This is a genomic window from Chryseobacterium sp. YIM B08800 (assembly GCF_026163565.1).
Classification (GTDB): Bacteria; Bacteroidota; Bacteroidia; order Flavobacteriales; family Weeksellaceae; genus Chryseobacterium.
Genome location: NZ_JAPDKN010000048.1, coordinates 1 through 19454, shown reverse-complemented (window position 1 = coordinate 19454; position 19454 = coordinate 1). Strand labels below are relative to the sequence as shown.

At 33.6% G+C, this 19454-nt stretch carries 14 protein-coding genes; 4 read left to right on the top strand and 10 right to left on the bottom strand.

Translation table 11 applies throughout. The annotated features are described in order from the left end of the window. The 3 genes from OEW74_RS16305 to OEW74_RS16295 all read right to left on the bottom strand — a co-directional run bounded on the left by OEW74_RS16305 (position 1) and on the right by OEW74_RS16295 (position 1769). Positions 1-996 (bottom strand): BtrH N-terminal domain-containing protein, encoded by a 996-nt coding sequence (locus tag OEW74_RS16305; protein ID WP_265429482.1) that lies wholly within the window; start codon positions 994-996, stop codon positions 1-3. A 4-nt stretch (positions 997-1000) separates the two neighbouring features. After that, positions 1001-1405, bottom strand: coding sequence for a hypothetical protein (locus tag OEW74_RS16300; protein WP_265429481.1), 405 nt, complete (start codon positions 1403-1405; stop codon positions 1001-1003). Positions 1406-1562: 157 nt separating this feature from the next. Continuing rightward, a complete protein-coding gene (locus OEW74_RS16295) occupies positions 1563-1769 on the bottom strand; it encodes a hypothetical protein (protein ID WP_265429480.1) in 207 nt (68 codons plus the stop codon). A 116-nt stretch (positions 1770-1885) separates the two neighbouring features. On the opposite strand from OEW74_RS16295, the gene OEW74_RS16290 reads away from it, so the two are divergent. Next, the gene (locus tag OEW74_RS16290) at positions 1886-4798 is read left to right on the top strand and encodes a M16 family metallopeptidase (protein WP_265429479.1); all 2913 of its coding nucleotides are present in this window, start codon (positions 1886-1888) and stop codon (positions 4796-4798) included. A 185-nt stretch (positions 4799-4983) separates the two neighbouring features. On the opposite strand, the gene OEW74_RS16285 is transcribed toward OEW74_RS16290, so the two are convergent. The 7 genes from OEW74_RS16285 to OEW74_RS16255 form a co-directional block, all read right to left on the bottom strand. Next, on the bottom strand, positions 4984-6231 hold the full coding sequence (locus tag OEW74_RS16285) for a tetratricopeptide repeat protein (RefSeq protein ID WP_265429478.1): 1248 nt from the start codon (positions 6229-6231) through the stop codon (positions 4984-4986). A gap of 30 nt (positions 6232-6261) precedes the next feature. Beyond that, complete coding sequence (locus tag OEW74_RS16280; protein WP_074230303.1) at positions 6262-6528, bottom strand: hypothetical protein; 267 nt, start codon at positions 6526-6528, stop codon at positions 6262-6264. A gap of 91 nt (positions 6529-6619) precedes the next feature. Then, the gene (locus tag OEW74_RS16275) at positions 6620-7063 is read right to left on the bottom strand and encodes an ABC transporter permease (protein ID WP_265429477.1); all 444 of its coding nucleotides are present in this window, start codon (positions 7061-7063) and stop codon (positions 6620-6622) included. A 66-nt stretch (positions 7064-7129) separates the two neighbouring features. Then, on the bottom strand, positions 7130-7561 hold the full coding sequence (locus OEW74_RS16270) for a hypothetical protein (protein WP_265429476.1): 432 nt from the start codon (positions 7559-7561) through the stop codon (positions 7130-7132). Further along, a complete protein-coding gene (locus OEW74_RS16265) occupies positions 7561-8700 on the bottom strand; it encodes a beta-ketoacyl-ACP synthase III (protein ID WP_265429475.1) in 1140 nt (379 codons plus the stop codon). Before OEW74_RS16265 ends, OEW74_RS16270 begins: the two co-directional genes overlap by 1 nt. Positions 8701-8702: 2 nt before the next feature. Beyond that, positions 8703-9617 carry a dialkylrecorsinol condensing enzyme DarA gene (locus tag OEW74_RS16260; protein ID WP_265429474.1) on the bottom strand — a complete coding sequence of 305 codons (915 nt, stop codon included), beginning with the start codon at positions 9615-9617 and terminating at the stop codon, positions 8703-8705. 42 nt (positions 9618-9659) lie between these two features. Next, a complete protein-coding gene (locus OEW74_RS16255; RefSeq protein ID WP_265429473.1) occupies positions 9660-13328 on the bottom strand; it encodes an MMPL family transporter in 3669 nt (1222 codons plus the stop codon). Positions 13329-13502: 174 nt separating this feature from the next. Here OEW74_RS16255 and OEW74_RS16250 point away from each other — a divergent pair, with 174 nt between their 5' ends. The 3 genes from OEW74_RS16250 (at position 13503) to OEW74_RS16240 (ending at position 19370) form a co-directional block, all read left to right on the top strand. After that, positions 13503-14504, top strand: a complete 1002-nt coding sequence (locus OEW74_RS16250; RefSeq protein WP_265429472.1) for a hypothetical protein — start codon at positions 13503-13505, stop codon at positions 14502-14504. 3 nt (positions 14505-14507) lie between these two features. Then, entirely contained in the window at positions 14508-15647 is a 1140-nt protein-coding gene (locus OEW74_RS16245; protein ID WP_265429471.1) for an EpsG family protein, read from the top strand. 276 nt (positions 15648-15923) lie between these two features. Then, a complete protein-coding gene (locus tag OEW74_RS16240) occupies positions 15924-19370 on the top strand; it encodes a T9SS type A sorting domain-containing protein (protein WP_265429470.1) in 3447 nt (1148 codons plus the stop codon). Positions 19371-19454: the final 84 nt, after the last annotated feature.

Below are 19454 nucleotides of genomic sequence, written 5' to 3'. Positions count from 1 at the left end.
CTAAATCGCTTTTCTCAGTTTTTTATAAAAAGCTTCCTCCAAATCTGCAATATGAAGCATCGATTTTGAAAGCTCATTATAAATATTACTTTTCGAATTTCTGTTTTTGTAAACTCTGGCAATATCTACCGCAAAATCTCTCCAAAGGTCACCGATTGCGGTAATTTCTTTGGATAATTCTTTTAATTCGTCATTTTTAAGAATCACAGCGGCTTCCTGTAAAAATGCTCCGTAAATAAATCTAAATCCGCCACCGCCGGTTCCGATTTCTTCCTGCATTCTGATCAATTGACCAAGATAATGATTGGTTACTTTTGTGCCTTTATTTTCTGCCCATTTCGGGATACTTTTTGCAACCCAACGCATTGCTTTCACTCCGATTAAAGGAACTGGAGCCAACATGTTTTTGCAGGTATCTTTTATTCCTTTTTTAATAGCTTCTTCCAGATTTACATTTTCCGGAATGTGAGTTGGAAAATACATATGACCTTTTGGAGCGAGTGCGCCTTTTGCATAACGTACTTTTTCAAGCTCGGCTTCAGACAATGTTGTTGCGAAATCCATTACAGGATCGCTGATCAGGAATTTTCCATTTTCTTTTCCATAAACTACAAGATTGTGGGCATTGAAATGGAATTTATATTCTTCAGGAAAATAAGTAAGGTTAAAAACCCCAACTTGTAAACCTGTAGGTATGTTTTGCTCTAAATTTTTCTCTAAAGCAGCCTGTGCTTCCTGAGGATTTGAGAATTTTTGTCTTTTAATTTTAATTCCCAGTCTTTTTGCTGCTTTGCTGAAAATAGCACCCGGCATGGGACGGTAACTAAAACCTGGAGCAAAATTAACTTTCAAAAAAGGAAGATATACGAAAAACAGACCCGAACCGATTCCGAAAATCATTGGTTCGCTAAGTTTCAGACCTCTGTTGAGAAGTAGATTGGAGGCAACACCGTTTTCGCAATGTGCAGTTTGGTGGTGTTCAAAATTGATCTTCATTTTTTTATTTGCCGTTGAAATTTTTTAATTCTTCTACCGAAATATCGAATGCATCTGCATATTTTTTGAGGGTAGAATCGCTGAGTTTTTTGAAAATTTTGGGTTTTGCGTGTCTTTTCACAGTCCATTGCCACATATTAACGTAAGCTGCCAAAACCTGTACATCCATTTTATTTAATTCCATAAAATAGACGATAGGACTTACCAAATTGTTTGCCACATTTTGTTTTGCTTCTTCGATGCGTTCATTAATGAGCTCCATCGATTCTTCGAGAGCTGCTTTTTTGGCATCCCAACCAATGCTGTTTGCGGTTGTGTAATTGTCATTTTCATCAGTCACATACAACACTTCGGTCATATTTGCTGATTGTAAATTACTTTCGTCCTGAGGAAGATCTTGCTTTTTCACCCGAAAATATTGATGTTAATTATCTTTAAAATCTAATTGGCTAAAATAATAAAAATGCAGGACATAAGATTGTGCTATTTTCTGAAGTATTTTAAGAATTAAAATAAAAAAAACGCCAAGAAAATCTTAGCGCTCTAACAATAAAAAGGAATTGTGCTTATTGACGTACTCTCTGAAGTTTTTTTGTAAGAGAATGTATTGGAAGATAGATTATAGTGATTGTTAAAAACAGCATTGTCATCATCGCAAAAAATTCGGTAAATCTCATTGCCATGCTTGGTTCTTTCACATCACCATCCATAAGAAATCCGATTGTTGTAATAATTGCAGAGACCGTAAAAATGTTTAAAATTTTTCTTTTCATAGTATAGATTTTTTAATTATATATCAAACGTGGGTGAGCTTACTTTATTGTGTAAATGATTTGTAACGAAATAAAATTTATGAAGACTAATTTTACTAAAAATAATTAATTTCAACATGAAGAAAATTTTTATTTCTCTTTCACTTTTTATGATGTTGCAGGCTGCGGCGCAAAAATTTGAAACGCAGAAACAAACGGATGCTCAAGGTTACAGTTTTGAAACTGTGAAGAATGACCAGTCAGGAGTAAGAGTGTACACTTTGAAAAATGGTTTGAAAGTATATCTTGCTAAAAATGACGATGCACCGAGAATTCAGACTTATATTCCGGTAAGAACAGGTTCTAATAATGATCCTAGCGATAATACCGGTCTTGCTCATTATTTGGAGCATATGGTTTTCAAAGGAACTTCACATTTGGGAACTCAGGATTGGGCAAAAGAAAAAGCTTTATTAGCTCAAATCTCAGATCTTTACGAACAGCACAAAGCAGAAAAAGATCCTGAAAAGAAAAAAGCATTGTATAAAAAAATAGATGAGGTTTCTCAGGAAGCTTCAAAATATGCAATTGCCAACGAATACGACAAAGCGATTTCATCTTTGGGAGCAACTGGAACCAACGCTCACACTTGGTTAGATGAAACGGTTTATAAAAATAATATTCCTTCTAATGAGCTTGAAAAATGGCTTAAAGTAGAAAAAGAGCGTTTCTCTGAATTGGTTTTAAGACTTTTCCATACAGAGTTGGAAGCAGTTTACGAAGAATTCAACAGAGCGCAGGATAACGACGGACGTTTGGTAAACTACGCATTAATGGATGCGCTTTTCCCAAAACATCCAAACGGTCAGCAAACAACAATCGGAACTTCAGAACACTTGAAGAGTCCTTCAATGGAGGCAATTCATAAATATTTTGATACTTATTATGTTCCTAATAATATGGCGGTAGTTTTGGTTGGAGATCTTGATTTCGATAAAACGATAAAATTAGTTGACCAATATTTCGGAGCATTCAAATACAAAGAATTGCCAATGAAGAAAATGGTTTCAGAAGAACCGATGACTTCTATTGTAAGCAGAACCGTAAAAAGCCCATCTACACCAAGAATGACAATCGCTTGGAGAACAGATTCTAACGGAACTAAAGAGGCAAGATTGGCAACAATGGTAGGAGAGATCTTGAGCAATAACGGTGATGCAGGTTTAATTGACCTTAATATTAATCAAAAACAAGCTACTTTGGGAGCAGGAGCTTATGCAAATCCTTTAAAAACATACGGTTCATTTAATATGTACGTAACTCCGAAAGATGGACAGAGTTTTGATGCTGCTAAAAAATTACTTTTTGCCCAGATCGATCTAATTAAAAAAGGAGAGTTCCCGGAATGGATGCTGAAAGCTATCGTAAATGATATGAGAGTGCAGCGTATGAAAGGTTGGGAAACTGCAGATGGTTTAGCAACAACGCTTTACGGAGCTTATATTGGTGAAAGAACTTGGGAGCAGGAGCTTGACGAAATCAATCAGTTTGAAAAAATTACAAAATCTGATATTGTAAAATTTGCTAATGATTTCTTTAAAGATAATTATGTTGTGATCTACAAAGAGAAAGGGGTGAATGATAAATTGGTTCGTGTAGAAAACCCGGGAATTACACCAATTAAGCTAAACAGAGATGCACAATCTCCTTTCCTTAAAGATATTTTAAGTACGAAAGTTGCAGACATCAAACCTCAGTTTGTTGATTATAAAACTGCCATTGCAACCACTGAGATTAAAGATAAGAAAGTAAGTTTTGTTGCTAATAAATATAATAAAGTTGCTCAGGTAAGTTATATTTTCCCGTTCGGAACAGATAATGATAAAGAGCTTTCTTTAGGTGTAAGTGTTTTACAGTATTTAGGAACCGATAAATATACGCCGGAGCAATTAAAAGAAGAATTCTACAAATTAGGAATTTCAAACAGCTTCAGAACGACTAATGATCAAACTTTTATTACATTAAGCGGTCTTGAAGGAAATATGAAAAAAGGGGTAGAATTGTTGAATCACTGGTTGAAAAACGTAAAAGCTGATCAGACAATTTACAACCAAACGGTAAAGACTATCCTTGAATCTAGAGATGTTGCTAAGAAAGACAAGAACAGAATTATGGCAGCGCTTTCCAACTATGCTAAATACGGGAAAGACTCCAGAATGACTGATATTATTTCTAAAGAAAGACTTCAGAATATCAATGTAACTGAATTGATGTCGAAAATCAAGACTTTAAATAATTATCCTTACGAAGTTTTCTTGTACGGAGAAAGCCAGAAAGATCTTGAGAAAGCGGTAAAACCATTTATTGCAAACGCAACTTTGCAACCTGCGAAAGCGAAAGTATATGCAGAGCCTGCAACTGGAGGAACTGTTTATTTTGCCAACTACGACATGGTACAGATGGAAATGTCTAAAATAGCAAAAGGTAGCGATGTAAATCTTGCTAATTTTGGTAAAGCCAATGTTTTCAACGAATATTTTGGTAGAGGTTTATCTTCGATCGTATTCCAGGAGATCAGAGAAAGTAAATCTTTAGCGTATTCTGCGTACGTTTCTTATGCTACAGCAAGCGAAAAAGACCATCCGAACTATGTAACCAACTACATCGGAACACAGTCTAATAAATTGCCTTTAGCGGTAACTGCAATGAATGATTTGATGGCAAATTTACCACAAATTCCAGCTCAGTTTGAAAATTCTAAAGGGTCGGCTTTAAAGCAGATTGCATCTAACAGAATCAACAGAACAAATATTTTCTACAATCAAATGGCTCTTAAAAAACTGGGAGTTGATTACGATATCAGAAAAGATGTTTATGCTGAAATTCAATCGTTGACTTTGCCTCAATTGACTGGTTTCTACAACACAGAAATTAAACCATTGATGTACAACACGGCCATTATCGGGAAAAGAGAAAACCTGAATATGGAATCGATCAACAAAATGGGACAGTTTAAAGAAGTGACGTTAGAAGAAATCTTTGGATATTAATTTTCATTAATATAAATTGTTTTAAGTGAGGCAGAAATGCCTCATTTTTTTTGTTTTATAACCTTTGAAAAAGTTTGTATATTTAAAAGTGATTTTGAATCTTTTGATAATAATGATTAAAAACCGTGTCAAGGTTCTAAACCTTGACACGGTTTTTTATTCCGGTTTAAAATAGCAACTTTAAACTAAAATAATTTTTCCCATGCTTTCTGAAACTTTTCAGTGTAAATGTAATGCTCCTTCATCAATTCTTTTAAAAGATTTTTTGAAGGTTTATAAGAAGTTTCTTCAATTATCTTTGAAAAGATTTTTGCCTGTTGATCCTTATTTCTTTCTTCATTATAGATTACAGCAAGCCCGATAAGAATATCGATTTCTTTCGGATCTATTGCCAAAGCTTTTTCAAAATAGGACTTCGCTTTTGTTATATTCCCGAGTTCAAAATATCCATACGCAGCATTGGTAATTATTGATGTGTTTTTGGGATCTTTGATTAATGCAATTTCATAGTTTTCAACAGCTTCTTTAGATTTTCCCTGCATTTGATAGGTGTTACCAAGATTGGCATAGATATAAGGATCGTTATTGCCTAAAGCAAGTATTTTCAAAAGATCTTTTCTTGCATTTTCGTAGTCTTTAGCCTGAAAATAGATGCTGAAACGATTTTCATAATAAGATGGTTCGTCAGATTTAATTTCAATAGCTTTATCAAGATCCTGCAACGCCAGTTTTAGGTCTCCTGTTTCCTGATAGATCAGTCCTCTGTTATTATAATACATCGAACCTGTGTCATCCTGATTTATTGCTTCGGTAAGCAATGTTTTTGCTTTTTCGTAATTTTTTGCTCTTTCGAACGGTAGTGAAAAGTAAAAGTAAACATCATGAAGAAATTTACTGTTCGAATTTTCTTTGATTTGCGGAAGGGCTTTTGCAAAAACAGGATAGAGATTGATCATTTCCTGATCAAGTCGCTTTTCATTCAGCAATTTCAGATAATTGTTGTAGTACCGAACATTGTTCTTGTCTAAAGAAATCATCTTGCGGTAATCTTGTAGTGCTTTCTCGGGTTCAAAATCAAAATAATAAGTATTTCCTCTTATTTCATAAAATTTGGCATCTTTAGGATCGAGTGAAATCGCATAAGTCGCAGTTTCTATAACTTCTTTATTCTTTTTTTGTTTAATCAGGATGTAGCATTTCAGATCATAAAAATCGATTTTGCGGTTATCAAGTTTGATGGCTGCATCAATTTTTTCTAATGCTTGATCATATTTTTCAGATTGATAAAGCTCATATGCTTCTTCATAAAGTTGAGCACTGTTGTTTATTTTTTCTGCTTTTGCAATGTGTTCTGAATTAGCAGGAACATTTTTTTTCTGTGCAAAAAAAGATATTGCAGTAGAAGTTAAAACTAGGAAAAGTATTTTTTTCATGTTTGAATTGTGTTTAAATGATAAATCTCGTTATCTCCTCTTATATTTTAGCTGTATCAAAAGATAAATCTCGTTCTTTTCAAGATCGTTGCACCAAGTTCGCTCAATAACTAATGCGTTATTATATAAACCCAGATCTTCCATATTTTCATAATATTCTATTCTTTCTGAAGTTTGATATTTAAAAAAAGAAATCAAGTTTACCTCATCGCCAACTTGTGGTGCCACCGGAAATTCTACAGAATTTTCAAACTCAAATTCGATGTCGTATGAATAGAATCTTACTTTTACGCTCATAACTATATTTTTATCAAATATATCGAGAATTTATTCAATAAAAAAAGTCAACTTCTCAAAGTCGACTTCTATATTTTTTAAATGAAAATTTTTATGATTCGATTTCCTGAATAAATAAACTAATCTGCGTTCTGATCAGCAGTTGCTCATCCAGAAACGTTTCACAGAAGATATTACAAATATTTTCAAACTGAGAAATCAGGGAAGCTTTAGAAATAATCTTGTCGCCAACTTGAGGCAAACCAAAAACTTCAATTTTTTTAATATTGGTAATAAAACCGATTACTTTCGTATTGGATTCCGGATTTTCGAAAAAACTTTGTCCAAGAATTGAAGAAGAAGTTTGTGCAGAATGTTCGATTAATCCTGCTTCTACAAACTGATTGTTATGTACAAAAATATTATCTGAAGTAATTTCAAAAGAAGTCACCACCTTTTCCGGAGTAAGCTCCAGAATATAATCTGCCATCAACATCGGGCTTCGATGAGGCAAAAAATGATGAATGTTGATGAGGTTTTCTTCTTTTAGCTCCATGTTTTTCTTTTAACACCTAACGGGTTTCTGAAACCCGTTAGGTTTGTATTTTTTATTCTTAATAAATTATTTTATCACCGTTTTCATTTCAGACTTCGCAATAATTTCACCATTGATTTTTGTGATAATTTCAACTAAAGTAACGCCCATCATTTCATTGATGATTTTCACTTCAGAAGTTAATTGATCTCCGGTTTTGGGCAAAGTTTTCGCTTCAAAAGTTTTGATGGCACCAATGTAACCAGTGGGAGCTTCTTTGCCTAAAAGATAAAATTTGTATCCTGTATGAAGTGCCACACTTTGAGCCTGATGTTCGATCAAACCTGAAGCCTGAAAAATTCCTTCATGCACAAAAATATTTTCTTCTTTAATGGTAAAACCTGAAACCAAATGCTCCTCAGAATATTCTGAAATACCATTAACCATCACAAAAGGAAACTTCTGCGGAATTAAGCTTTCCACAAAATTCTGGTCAGATGTTGGTAAAGATATTTCCATTAGCAAACCGTTAATAATGCGCAAGAATAAGCAAATCTTCCACTTTCAGGAACACAAAGAAGTACTTTTTCGCCTTTCTTTAAATTTCCTGAATTCATTAATTGCTCAACTGCAACAAAAATAGATCCGGCTCCGATATTTCCAATTTCTGAAAGATTATAAAACCATTTTTCCCAAGGGAAATCAAGGCCAACATTGGCAAATTCGTTCTTTAAACCTTCTTTAAAATAACCTGAAGAAATGTGAGCCAAAACGTGATCTACAGTTTCCGGATCAAGTTGGTGCTTATCAAAAGATGCTCTCAAACTTTCGGCACCTTTTACCAAAATATATTTATCTAAAATTTTGGTGTCTTGTTTTAAAGCAAAAATAGATTGATTCAGCCATTCTTCAGCAGGGTATTCTGCCCAAGATTTTAAGCTTCCGTCTTCCTGCTTTTCACAACCGGAATACATACAAGCTTCAATTTCGTGAGCATAAGAATAAAAATCGATCCACTCTATTTTTAGAGAAGTTTCGTTTTCTCTTGGTTTATTTTCCAATAAAAATGCTCCTGCTCCGTCAGAAAGCATCCATCTTAGAAATTCTCTTTTGAAAGCCACAATTGGTCTTTCTTCCAAAAGTTTAAGGTTTTCAGCTTCGTGGTTGAATTTATCGGCAGTCATCCATGCAGACATTCTTTCAGATCCTACGCAAACTGCGTTGTCTTTAATTCCGGCTTTAATATTTAAGAAACCATAATTTAAAGCGTTCATTCCCGAATTACAAAGTCCGGTTGAGGTATTAATTTCAACAGATTTTCCAATATTAAGCTCGCCGTGAACCATCGATGCATGAGAAGGCTGGATCTGGTCTGCAGAAGTTGTTCCGCACGAAAGCAGTTCCATGTCTTCTTTTTTGAAATTTTCATCAAAAAGACCTTCAATTGCTTTTGCAGTAATCTGCGCATTGGTGTGCGTAGGTTTTCCGTTTTTATCTAAAGCGTAATATCTGGTTTTAATTTTATTATTTCTTAGAATCAGTGCTTTTGCTTTTGACGGTTTGTCATTTATATAGCCAAGATACGTTTCCATTTCGTCATTAGAAACCGGTTCATTCGGCAAGTATGTTGAAGCTTTTGTTATAAATACGTCGTACATTTCTATTTTAAATTAATTCCTTGTAAATATTCTTTCTGTTTTTGTCTTTTCCTCCATAAAATTGGAGCAAGCAAGATATGAAAAATCAACACAATGGGTGAGATTATCCAAATTGCTGCCATCAAATATACCTTAAAGAATTTTATCAGCAATGGTCGTCTTTCTTTTTTGTTGATAATCAGATTAGACCAGATTGTAAAGATTTTATTCCCTACTTTTTCAACTCTTACCAAAAAAGGTCTTATTTCTACAGCTCCGTTTTTTACCAGCTCTGGTTGCAGATTGGCGAGATTATTATTTTCAAAATGATTTTCAATAATCTTACCATATTTTCCGGCTCCGTTGATCTCTTCATCCGAAACTCCGGCTGCAGGAAGAATTCCTGATTTTTCTTTTTGCCCGGTTGTCATCCATCTCAGAATCGTTAAAACACTTGTGTAATTGTCTCTTCTGTCGACTAATGCAATATTTCCAACCAATGTAGCGTCAAAATTCTTTAAATATACTTTCAGTTTTTCCTGAGAAAGCATCCACATATTTCGGGTTGCTGAAATAGTCACAACTGGCGTATTTTTTAAAATATCAGCTGCAAAACCGCTTTTCAAAAATGAAATAATCGGAATCGATGGCGTAAGATACCAAACCTGATATCCGAAAAGAATTAAATCAAATTTAGTGTTGAGCACCTCTTCCGGAGGTGGAAGAATTTCGCTGGGAATCTGTAAATAAGATTCTGGAAATGTATTAAAGAAAACATCACTCGGCCAGGGAAAAGGAAAATCTTCTTTGAGCTGAATGTTGTAATACGTCACTTTATATTCGTCTTTTTTATCTTCAAAAGGTTGCGCAATATTTTTTACAATATCCTCAAGCTGACCAGTCTGAGTATAGTAAAGAACAAGTATATTTTTTTGCATTAATATTTTTTATGGATTACAAAAATAAGATTTTCATATGTATTATTCGTGCCTAAATATTTTTATTGATTCTGAAATTGTAATCTCTTTGTAATTAGAGTTTTCAAAAGCTTTATCCTTACAATTCAATACAATAATAGTCTCCAGCAAATCTGTGATGTCATTAAGATTAAAATTATCGTCAGAAATTAAAAGCACATCAATTTTTTTATTGATTTGGCTCTGATTATCAATGTAGAAAACTTTTCGTCTTTGTACCAGATAATTGTTTTTGGCAACCAGCCTTTTTTCTTCGTCATTAATTAAACTAAAAACTCTTCTTCCGGCTTGCTGCAAAGTCAGCAAAATGTCTTTCTGCCCAAAATCATCTGCAATATGAAAAATCGTTGCATCATTCGGAATGTGTTTGTTCAGCTCGAAATAGACAGATTTGTTTTTGTTAAAATCTTCTTTTACAGGTTTTACGACTTCATTTTCTTTATATAAAAAGCTTAAAAACAGTTTCTTTTTAAAATAATTTTCGTCTTCAATTTCATTTCTAAGCTTAGCAAACTCTTCTCTGAAATAAGCATTGATTTTCTTCGTTCTTTCAGAATAATCTTTTCCAAAATTTAAATCGTCTTTATTGATTCTGTCACCCACTTTTACGGTAATGCTTCCGTCATAAATAATAAAATCACCCTTTGGCTGCACTTCAGAATTTCCGTGGATGTAAATTGGAAGAATGTCTAACCCAAATTGTTCGGCGATATAAAATGCTCCTTTGTGAAACCTTTTCACATCATTGGTATAAGAACGCTCAGATTCAGGGAAAACAACGAGAGAGTATCCCTGCTCGATTTTTTCTTTCAATTGACCCATTCCATTCTCGATACCCTGAGAAACCGGATAAAAACCTAAAGCTTTCACCAATTTGCCAAAAACCGGAGAATTGTAAACCCAGTCATTCACGAGGTAAATAATTTTATGATTGACCATTCCTAAAGCCAAAGTGTCAAGAAAAGAGGTGTGATTGGCTATGATTACAGCGGGTTTAGAAAAATCTTCATTCGGGTTGCTAATCACTTTTTTCTTTACAAACGGATTAGAGTATAAAACGGAAGTCAAAAATTTAGCTAAAATCAGCTTGATAAGATTTAAAGTTTTTCCTTTTGATCTTTTTACAAAAATACTTCCAATTGCAGAAAAAATCAGTCCGCCTAAACCGTAATAGATAAATGAAAAAACTGAAGTTAAAAACAGTCTTAAAGTAATCGGCGATAATCCTTTTTTTGCTCTGTTGGTAATTAAAAACCTAAACCAAAACGGATATAAAGTTGAAGTGATGACAATCACCGAAAACATTCCGATTAAGGCAACCAAAGCTAAAGAATGTAAAGCAGGATGTTTTGCAAAAATCAACGAACCAATGGATAAAATGGTTGTAAAAACTGCCAGAATAATAGATGTTCTGTAAGTTGGAAGTTCGTTTTTTCCATTCGTGTGTTCTTTCTGCATTGCCTTTGTGAGGAAAATACTGAAATCGTCACCCACACCGAAAACAAGAGTACATACAACGGTACTGAAAATATTGAGTTCTAATCCTAAAAAATAGAGAATTCCTGCGGTAACAACTCCCGTTAAAACAATAGGAAACATTGTTAAAAGCGACAATTCAAAATTTCTGAAGAAAACGATAATCGTTAAAACGATGGCTAAAAGAGAATAATTAATCAAGGTATTAAAATCTCGTTTCAATAAACCTAAAAAGTTTTCATTCATCTGTTGGCGGTCGATTGCCAAAGCTTCGTGGCTTTTTTCGACATCTTTAATGAATGCGTCTCTGTTTTTCTCGTCCACTTTTACAACATTCGAAACCGTGTAAAATCCTTTTTCATTGCTTAAAAATTCTGAAATTTGAAGTGCTTTGATGTTTGAATAATCTTTTAAACTTAAAGTAGAATAAGATTTATTTAAGTTTTCATTAAACTGATCAAATGCAGAAGCGTTAAAACCAAATTTATTTCCATTCGCAATCAGTTCAGAAATGGTTTCGTCTTTTTTGTTTTTATTCCAGAATTGATTCCATTGTTGAACTTTTTTCTGTTGGTCTTCTTTAGATAAAACCACATTTCCAATCGAATTGTAGCTCAGGATTTTTCCTTCCTGTTTTTCTTTTTCCAAAAACTGACTCAATTGTGAGTTTCTTGTTAAAGCTTCACTTTCAGAATTTCCGTAAGAAATTGTGTAGATTGATTTTGAAGTGATGTCGGACAATTTTTCAAGCTTCGCCTCACTTATTTTTAAATCTTTCGGAATATAATTTAAATCTCCGATGTCTTCATTAAAACCAACGTGTCTGAAACCGAAAAGACACGCAATGATAATCAGTGAACACCCGATAATTAAAGGTTTGTTTTTTTCGTAAGGATAGCTTCCTATTTTATCGATGAAATTGGTGTTGGCTTTTTCTTGATCTGCTTTCGGATGATACAATTGCGGAACGATAATTAACGCTGCAAAAGATGACAGGAAAACCGTAATCGAAGCAAAAAGACCGAGATCTTTCAGAGCTTCAGAGCGCACAAAAACCAGACATAAAAACGAAACTGCCGTAGTTGCGCTACTGAGAATAATAGGTTGTGTAATTTCCTTATAAAGCTCTTCAATATTATTGTTGTGCTTGTAATGAGTGAGAATGTGAAGTGCGTAATCAATGGTAATTCCGATGAGAATGGCACCGACGCTGAGCGAAATTGCCGAAATTTTATCTTTAATAAAGTATAAAATCATCAGTGAAATGAAAACAGCAAAAACGGTTGGTAGAAATACAATTAACGGCGTAAAGAAATTTCTGAAATAATACATCAGCAAAATCAAAAGAACCGTCATCGAAATAATAACCGTATTCTGAATGTCTTTTTTGATTTGTTGCGCATTGGCAACGGCAATTACAGGCGAACCGAAGTAACTGATCTCTGTTTTTCCGCTAAAAGTTTTGTTGATTTCGTCTTTAATTTCGTTTAATTGATTGACGAAAATTTCGTTGTTTTTGGTATCGTTGCTTTTGTTTTTAGGATCGATGAAAAGCAAAAGATTTTTGCCGTCTTTGGTAACGATGTAATTGTCTTCGAGCTTGAAATCTTTGCTGATGTTGAGCGCATTCAGTTTTTTGATTCCTAAAAAAGTAATTCCCAAAGGATCTTTTTTAATAAAATCTTTAGTGACTAAACTTGTAGGCGAAACCAGCGAAACGTAATTGTTCTCAACCTGTTTGGCAATGCTGTCTTTTTTGAGCTTTCTTTCGATTTCTGCGTAATCTTTTTCGTTTAAAAACAAAGGAAGATTCTGGTTGACAAAATCAAAAGTCTCAGAAATTTCATTGTCATTTACTTTCCCCTGAACCGAACCGATGTATTTTTTTAAAGGTTCAATTTTATTTAAAAAAGTATCGGCAGTTTCTGAAAGCTGAAAATTGTCGTCTTTCGATTTTTTTTCAACAATGACGATAATCTTGTCGGAAAAATTAAGTTGCGTGAGAACTTTTGCGGTAAGATCAGATTTTTCGTTTTTAGGAATAATCTGGTTGATGTCTTCCTCAAAATTAATTTTCGAAGCAAAAAAACCACAAATCAGTAAGATTCCTAATGCTGCAGCAATAGAAATAAGCCTGTTTTTAGAAATAAAATAATATAAATGGATGAAAAAACGATGCATGGTTTCTTGAATCAAGTTTGCAAATTTAAATTTTTAAGTAGTAGTTCAAAACAATTATTTGATAAGTTTTAACTGAAAATCAATAAAATATTTAATGTAAAATGAAAAAAACTTATACTTTTGTAAAAGTTCCCTTACTGCTTGATTATATTTGGTGGTAAATTATTCTTAAAGACGCAACTGTTTTGTATGTTGAAAACATTTGATGAAAAATTGTCCGGATTTCTGTTTGTAGTAATTTTACCATTTCTGCTGTTTTTCATGTCGTATTATGGGTTCGAGTCTTCTTATACTCATTTTAAGACTTCTGAAAGACCACCGGATTTCCTGTTTTCTTCGGTCTATTCGTACCGAATAATTCCTAATTATCTGAGCGTTTATATGACAGATTTTATGGAGTATTGCATCAACAATCTTTTGCCTTTTAAAAATCTTCTCATTAAAAATGGAACTCCGTTTTATCACGGTCTTTTTTTGATGAATACCTTCTTTTTTATTTTGTGTTCGGTAATTATTAATGCGATCTTAAAATTTAAATCGATTGATCTTTTTTCGAATGTGATGGTCAGAAGAATTGTTCATCTTTTGATGATTTTCTTTATTGTGATGACGCAATATACTCCTTCAAATTGCGATACAATTGCTTTGTTTTGTTATTTGCTGGGAATTGTTTTTACTTTAAAATATCTTCATACCAAAAGAAGTCTGTTTTTTTATCTGTTGATTATTCTTATTGGGGTATCAACTTTTGTGAGGGAAACAGCATGTCTTAATATTGCTTTCTTTGCCTCGGTTTTTTTCAGCTTAAAAGAGATGAAACTGAAAAATTTTCAATTTATTTGGAAAGTAATTCCTTTACTTTTATCTTTCCTGATTCCCTATTTAGGTTTAAGGATATTTTTGAGCAGGGAAGAAACGTCTTTTATGGAAGGAGTTTATATTGTTGCTAATTTTACAAGTCCTTTTAATCTTGCGGGATTGTTGTTTTCGGTGATTGCACTTTATTTTATGTACAAACTTTGTGCAGATAATGAAAACAGACTGGTTTTAAAAAAATATGTATTTTTTTCAATGCCTTATATTGGGATGATTACTTTAGTTGGGCTTTTTTGGGAAGTAAGATTATTTTTACCACTTATTCTCACAGGCGCATTGGTGGCGTGTCATGATTTTAAAAAATTATATAATTAAACGATGAGTTTACTGCACCCTTATTATCTGATTGCTATTGTTTACATGCTGTTTTTTAGCGTTCAGGAAGTCTTTGGAAATAAGGTTGATAAAAAATGGTTTTGGTTTTTAGGTATTTATTTGGTAATCCTTGCTGGACTTCGTGAGAATGTGGGACCGGATTATGGAAGTTATGTAATGATTTATGTGTACGCCGATACCAAAGAATATTTTGAGATACTTCTGAAAGCACTTCATTTACAAGGCGGTGAAGGTGTTGATCTGGAGTGGCTTTTTGCGTTGATTAATAAGGTGTTACTCAATATATTTAATGCGCCATTTTATATTCTTACCTTAATCATTGCCCTTTGTGCCATATTTTTTAAAGTAGAATATACGGAAGACAATACTTTTTATCCTTTTACTTTTACCTTATTTATGTTTATTCCGGGCTTTTTTATTGGTGAAAGCGGACAAATAAGGCAGAATTTGGGGACTTTTATTGTGTATTTTGCACTGCGATATATCAAAGAAAGAAAACTCCTTCCTTATCTCTTTTGGATCTTCATAGCTTCAGGTATTCATAATGTTTGTTATCTGTTTTTGCCGATGTATTGGTTGGTTCGTATTCCATTAAACAGGTATTGGATGCTGATTTTAATTATTGCTTCGATTTTTGCTTCACCATTTGAGATTTATAAGGTCTTTGGAGATTTTCTTACCGGAATTGCCTCTGAAAGTACGCTTGTAGAAGGATTTAACGGATATATGAATGAATCTGCCGAAAGATTGAATGGCGGGATTGGTATTCCGGAAGCGATGATGGCAATTCTTACATTTTTCCTGTTTACATTTGATGATAAGATGATGGAGAAGTACCCTTATTATGAATATCACAAGGTTTACGCTGTGATGGGTATTTGCATGTATTTTATTTTTAGAAGCAATAGTATCTTTTCTTCAAGACTGGCGGGAGCTTTTATTGGTTTTGCCTATATTATTATTCCGAATACAATGTATGTAGCTTCAGCTAATACAAAAAAGACGATTTACGCTTTTATTATCGCTTTATTCTTATTCAATTTTATTGTGTTTTCAAGCTTCAAAAACATTGTAAATGGAAGATTTACCTCTGAACTTTACAAAAATTACTTACTTCCTTAAGCTTTATTTTTACTTAAACCATTTCTAAATTTTAATTTTTAGCATTAATAAGTTTTATTAATTATTAATGAAAATTAATTCTGGCTCATGTATTTCGTGAGCCTAAATATTATATTTTTGTGCGCGAAATAATTGGAATGAAATTTTCATACATAAGTGAATATGTTTATTGATTTTGCAATGTAAATCATTTATAAATTTTAATTTACTTAATATTTTCATTTTGTATTGTGTTTATGGGAATTTTATTTTTAGATTGCGGGGTCAAATTATAATATGAATAAAAAATACTTTTACAGTGTTGCAGCGGCATTCTGTTTCTTTTCTGCTGATGCTCAAAATTTAGAACCAAAAAATACTTTTTCTAAATCAGAACATTCAGTATTGATAAAAAAAACAGATACTTTAGGAAATCAGTTTCCCGATAAAAGTAACGGAAACACCGAAAGGGTGGCTGCAAAAGATTGGATGAAGGCTCCGAATAGCTATATTTTTGAACCTTCACAAGCGAACGACGGAATTTATATTCCCGTAAAAAAAGCATACGCTATGTGGGCTGGCTATAAATTTTTAGGTTATTCTGGTATTCCGGACGGAAATATTACAGCAGATGTTCTTTGGGAAGACAATCATGGTCTGATTAGGTCGGGATTGAATTATAGCTTAGACGTTGAAGGCTCTGGAGAAAACGCTAAAATAAAAGTGCCTGTAAATAAATCAAAAGAAGGAAATGCAGTTGTTGTTTTTAGAGTAAATGATGAGATTTTTTGGTCTTGGCATATTTGGGTGACCGATGACCCTACCAACGGATCTAATTACAAGAGTTATGCTAATGTTAGAAGAGAAAAAAGCGATGGTACTATTGAAGTTATTCCTGATTCAGAATGGAAATGGATGGATCGTAATTTAGGTGCTTTAAGTGGCTCAATTACTGCAGATGACTGGAATAAAAACGGAGGTTTACTATACCAATGGGGAAGAAAAGATCCAATTCCGCCTTTGGTTTACAGAGGAAACGATTTTTATGAAGTTTCCGGATCTATTGGTAGGGTGCGTCATAGAGGGGCAAAAAATTTTACCGGTGCTGTCAATTTTGATGATCTTAGAAAATTTGTCTTGTTATCTAATGCTACTGTAGATAATAATATGCAGCTTTCTGTAAAGAATCCTTTGAGTCTTATCTATGTAAATAAAGATGATAATTCGGGACCTGCTTATTACAATAACAATGCAAACCTTATGGTCAACTGGTTTGGAAATACAGTGGCTCTTCCCACTAATAGACTCACAGAATTAAATTTATGGTCAGACAATTCGAAAGGAAGAATAACTCCAACAAATTATAATTTTAACAGTAATAATGCGCCCTATCGTAGTAAGTCATCGTTTGATCCATGTCCTAATGGATGGAGAATTCCGTCGATGTTGGTAGCCAATCTGGCGTCTACTTCGTATGTTGATGAGGTAAGGGTCGACTATTCTCCGTTTGGAGTAAGAGCTGCTATGGAAAAATCTGTATTCGAATCTAATGGTTATCATATCATAAAGCCAAATGATAATAATGTTCCTGCTTTTATGACCGGATTTAAAGTATTTCCCAATGTAGGCTTTAATTTATCGAATGTCGGAGGTAATAATATGGGAATATTTCCTGGAACCGGACATATCATTGTCAATACTCAGGGAGGACAATATACAGACCAGCATCATGTAGGTTTGTGGACTTCAACGATGGCCCGATTGCATGATACTACTCCTGCTGTAAGCTCCCGAATGTTATATATGATTCCGGATAAATATCAAGGAGATACACCAGATTCGGCAAATCCTACTATTAAAGGTAGATATTGGTATATGCCTTTATCAACGGCCAAAACCTCGGATGCGAATGCTTGTAGATGTATTAAAGATCCTTTATATCAGCTTAATGATTATGATTTTCCTACAGAATATATAGATCCTATTTCTGAATATACTGTTGGTTTAGATAATCCAAATGCCTATCAGATTGTAAAATCTGCAGCGTCTTCAACTGTTGAAATTCCTGTAACTAAGGCATTTTCAGTTCAGAGTCAATTGCTGAATAATCCTGATATTTTAAATACTTCCAGCTTTAATGATTTAAAAGCTAATGTTCTTTGGACGACAAACGCAGGTTTAATTAATTCAGTAAATATTATAAACCCTTCACCAGGTTCGTTATCAGCTTTAGTGGATTCTAAAATTGCAGTTAATTTGAATGCTAATCAAAGCGGGAATGCCGTGATTACTTTACATAACGGAAGCATTACAAATCCTGTTTACTGGTCATGGCATATTTGGGTGACAGATACGGCGATAGAGTCTAAGGTTTATGCAACTGAAACACCTAATGCAGTAGCGACTAATTATGTAAATTATGTTCCTAAAGGAGATGTTCTAAAAACGGAATTTATGGACAGGAATCTTGGAGCGGTTGATGCTTTTCCAATTGTTGCTAATCCATTAGCCCCTACAATTCAGGAGTATTCAAAAATCAAAGCTTCTACGGGGTTACAGTATCAATGGGGAAGAAAAGACCCAATTCCTTCATTTCAATATGCCGACCGAACTTCTTATGATATATTTTTAGGAAATGTAAACTCAATTGGAGTGATTGCTTATTCCACGCTTAATGCGGCTTCATACAACAACACTTCAGGAAATTATATTATTACTTACAATACGTACACTAATGCATCCAATGCAAATGTTTTAGTGAGCGATAAAGTGAACGAAAAAGTAGCGAAAGTACTTACTTATTCGGTGGAGAATCCTTTAGTTTATATGATTCCAAGTTCTTTTGCTCCTTATAATGGTGCGGTTCCCAATTATACGAATGGAACAGACTGGCTTTTAAATGAACCTAATGTTGCCAATGACCGATGGGGAAGAGGTGGGAAAAAGTCGCCTTTCGATCCTTGTCCTGAAGGATGGAGGATTCCTGATCTTACAGAAGTGGCGGTTGTTACAAACAGAGACTTTGGTCTTTCGCCTTGGTATAAAAAAGATAAAAATGCGGCAACGAGTTATAATTTGGCGACCGATTATTCGGGGGTGTCTGTAAAAAATTCGGCTAATGCAAGTGTTGGTTTTGTTTTCAATAATCAGGCTTATGCGGTAGGAAATTATCCTAATTCCGGGTCACGAGGTTTTAGAAGTGTGTTGGCAAACCAAACTGCTGTCGGAACTTACGGAGTAAACAACTTTCAGTTTTCCGGTGTTTGGACGGCTGCTTTAAACTCAAATTATATTGGCAGACCAATTAATATCTTATTTGATACAGCTTCAAACCCTAATCGTTTTATTGCTTTTCATGATAATAATGATCCTTATTTTGGGATGAATTGTCGATGTGTAAAAGTAAAATATAATCAAAACGGGGATGAGGAAGGTTCTATTCCGGCAATTCCTGTAACTCCGGGTTCTGCGGTGAGGGCTTCAAATGTTTTCAGTAAGGATGAAATTTCTGAAAAAATAAAAGAAAATAAGATTACTCTTTTCCCAAATCCGGTACAAGATCGATTGTATATTAAAGCAACCGAAGAAAAAGATTATTATTTTCAAATTTATAATGCAGCAGGTCAAATGGTGAAATCAGGAAAGTTTGAAAACAATTTTACCAATGTTTCAGGTTTGGTAGGAGGTATCTATTTAGTAAGGATTAATAATTCTGAAACAGTAGTTAAGATTGTAAAAAAATAGAAAACATAAGGCTTAAAGAATTAAAATAATACCAATTCTTTAAGAGCCTGTTTAAATTTTATTGAGTAATAATTTTATGGCAGA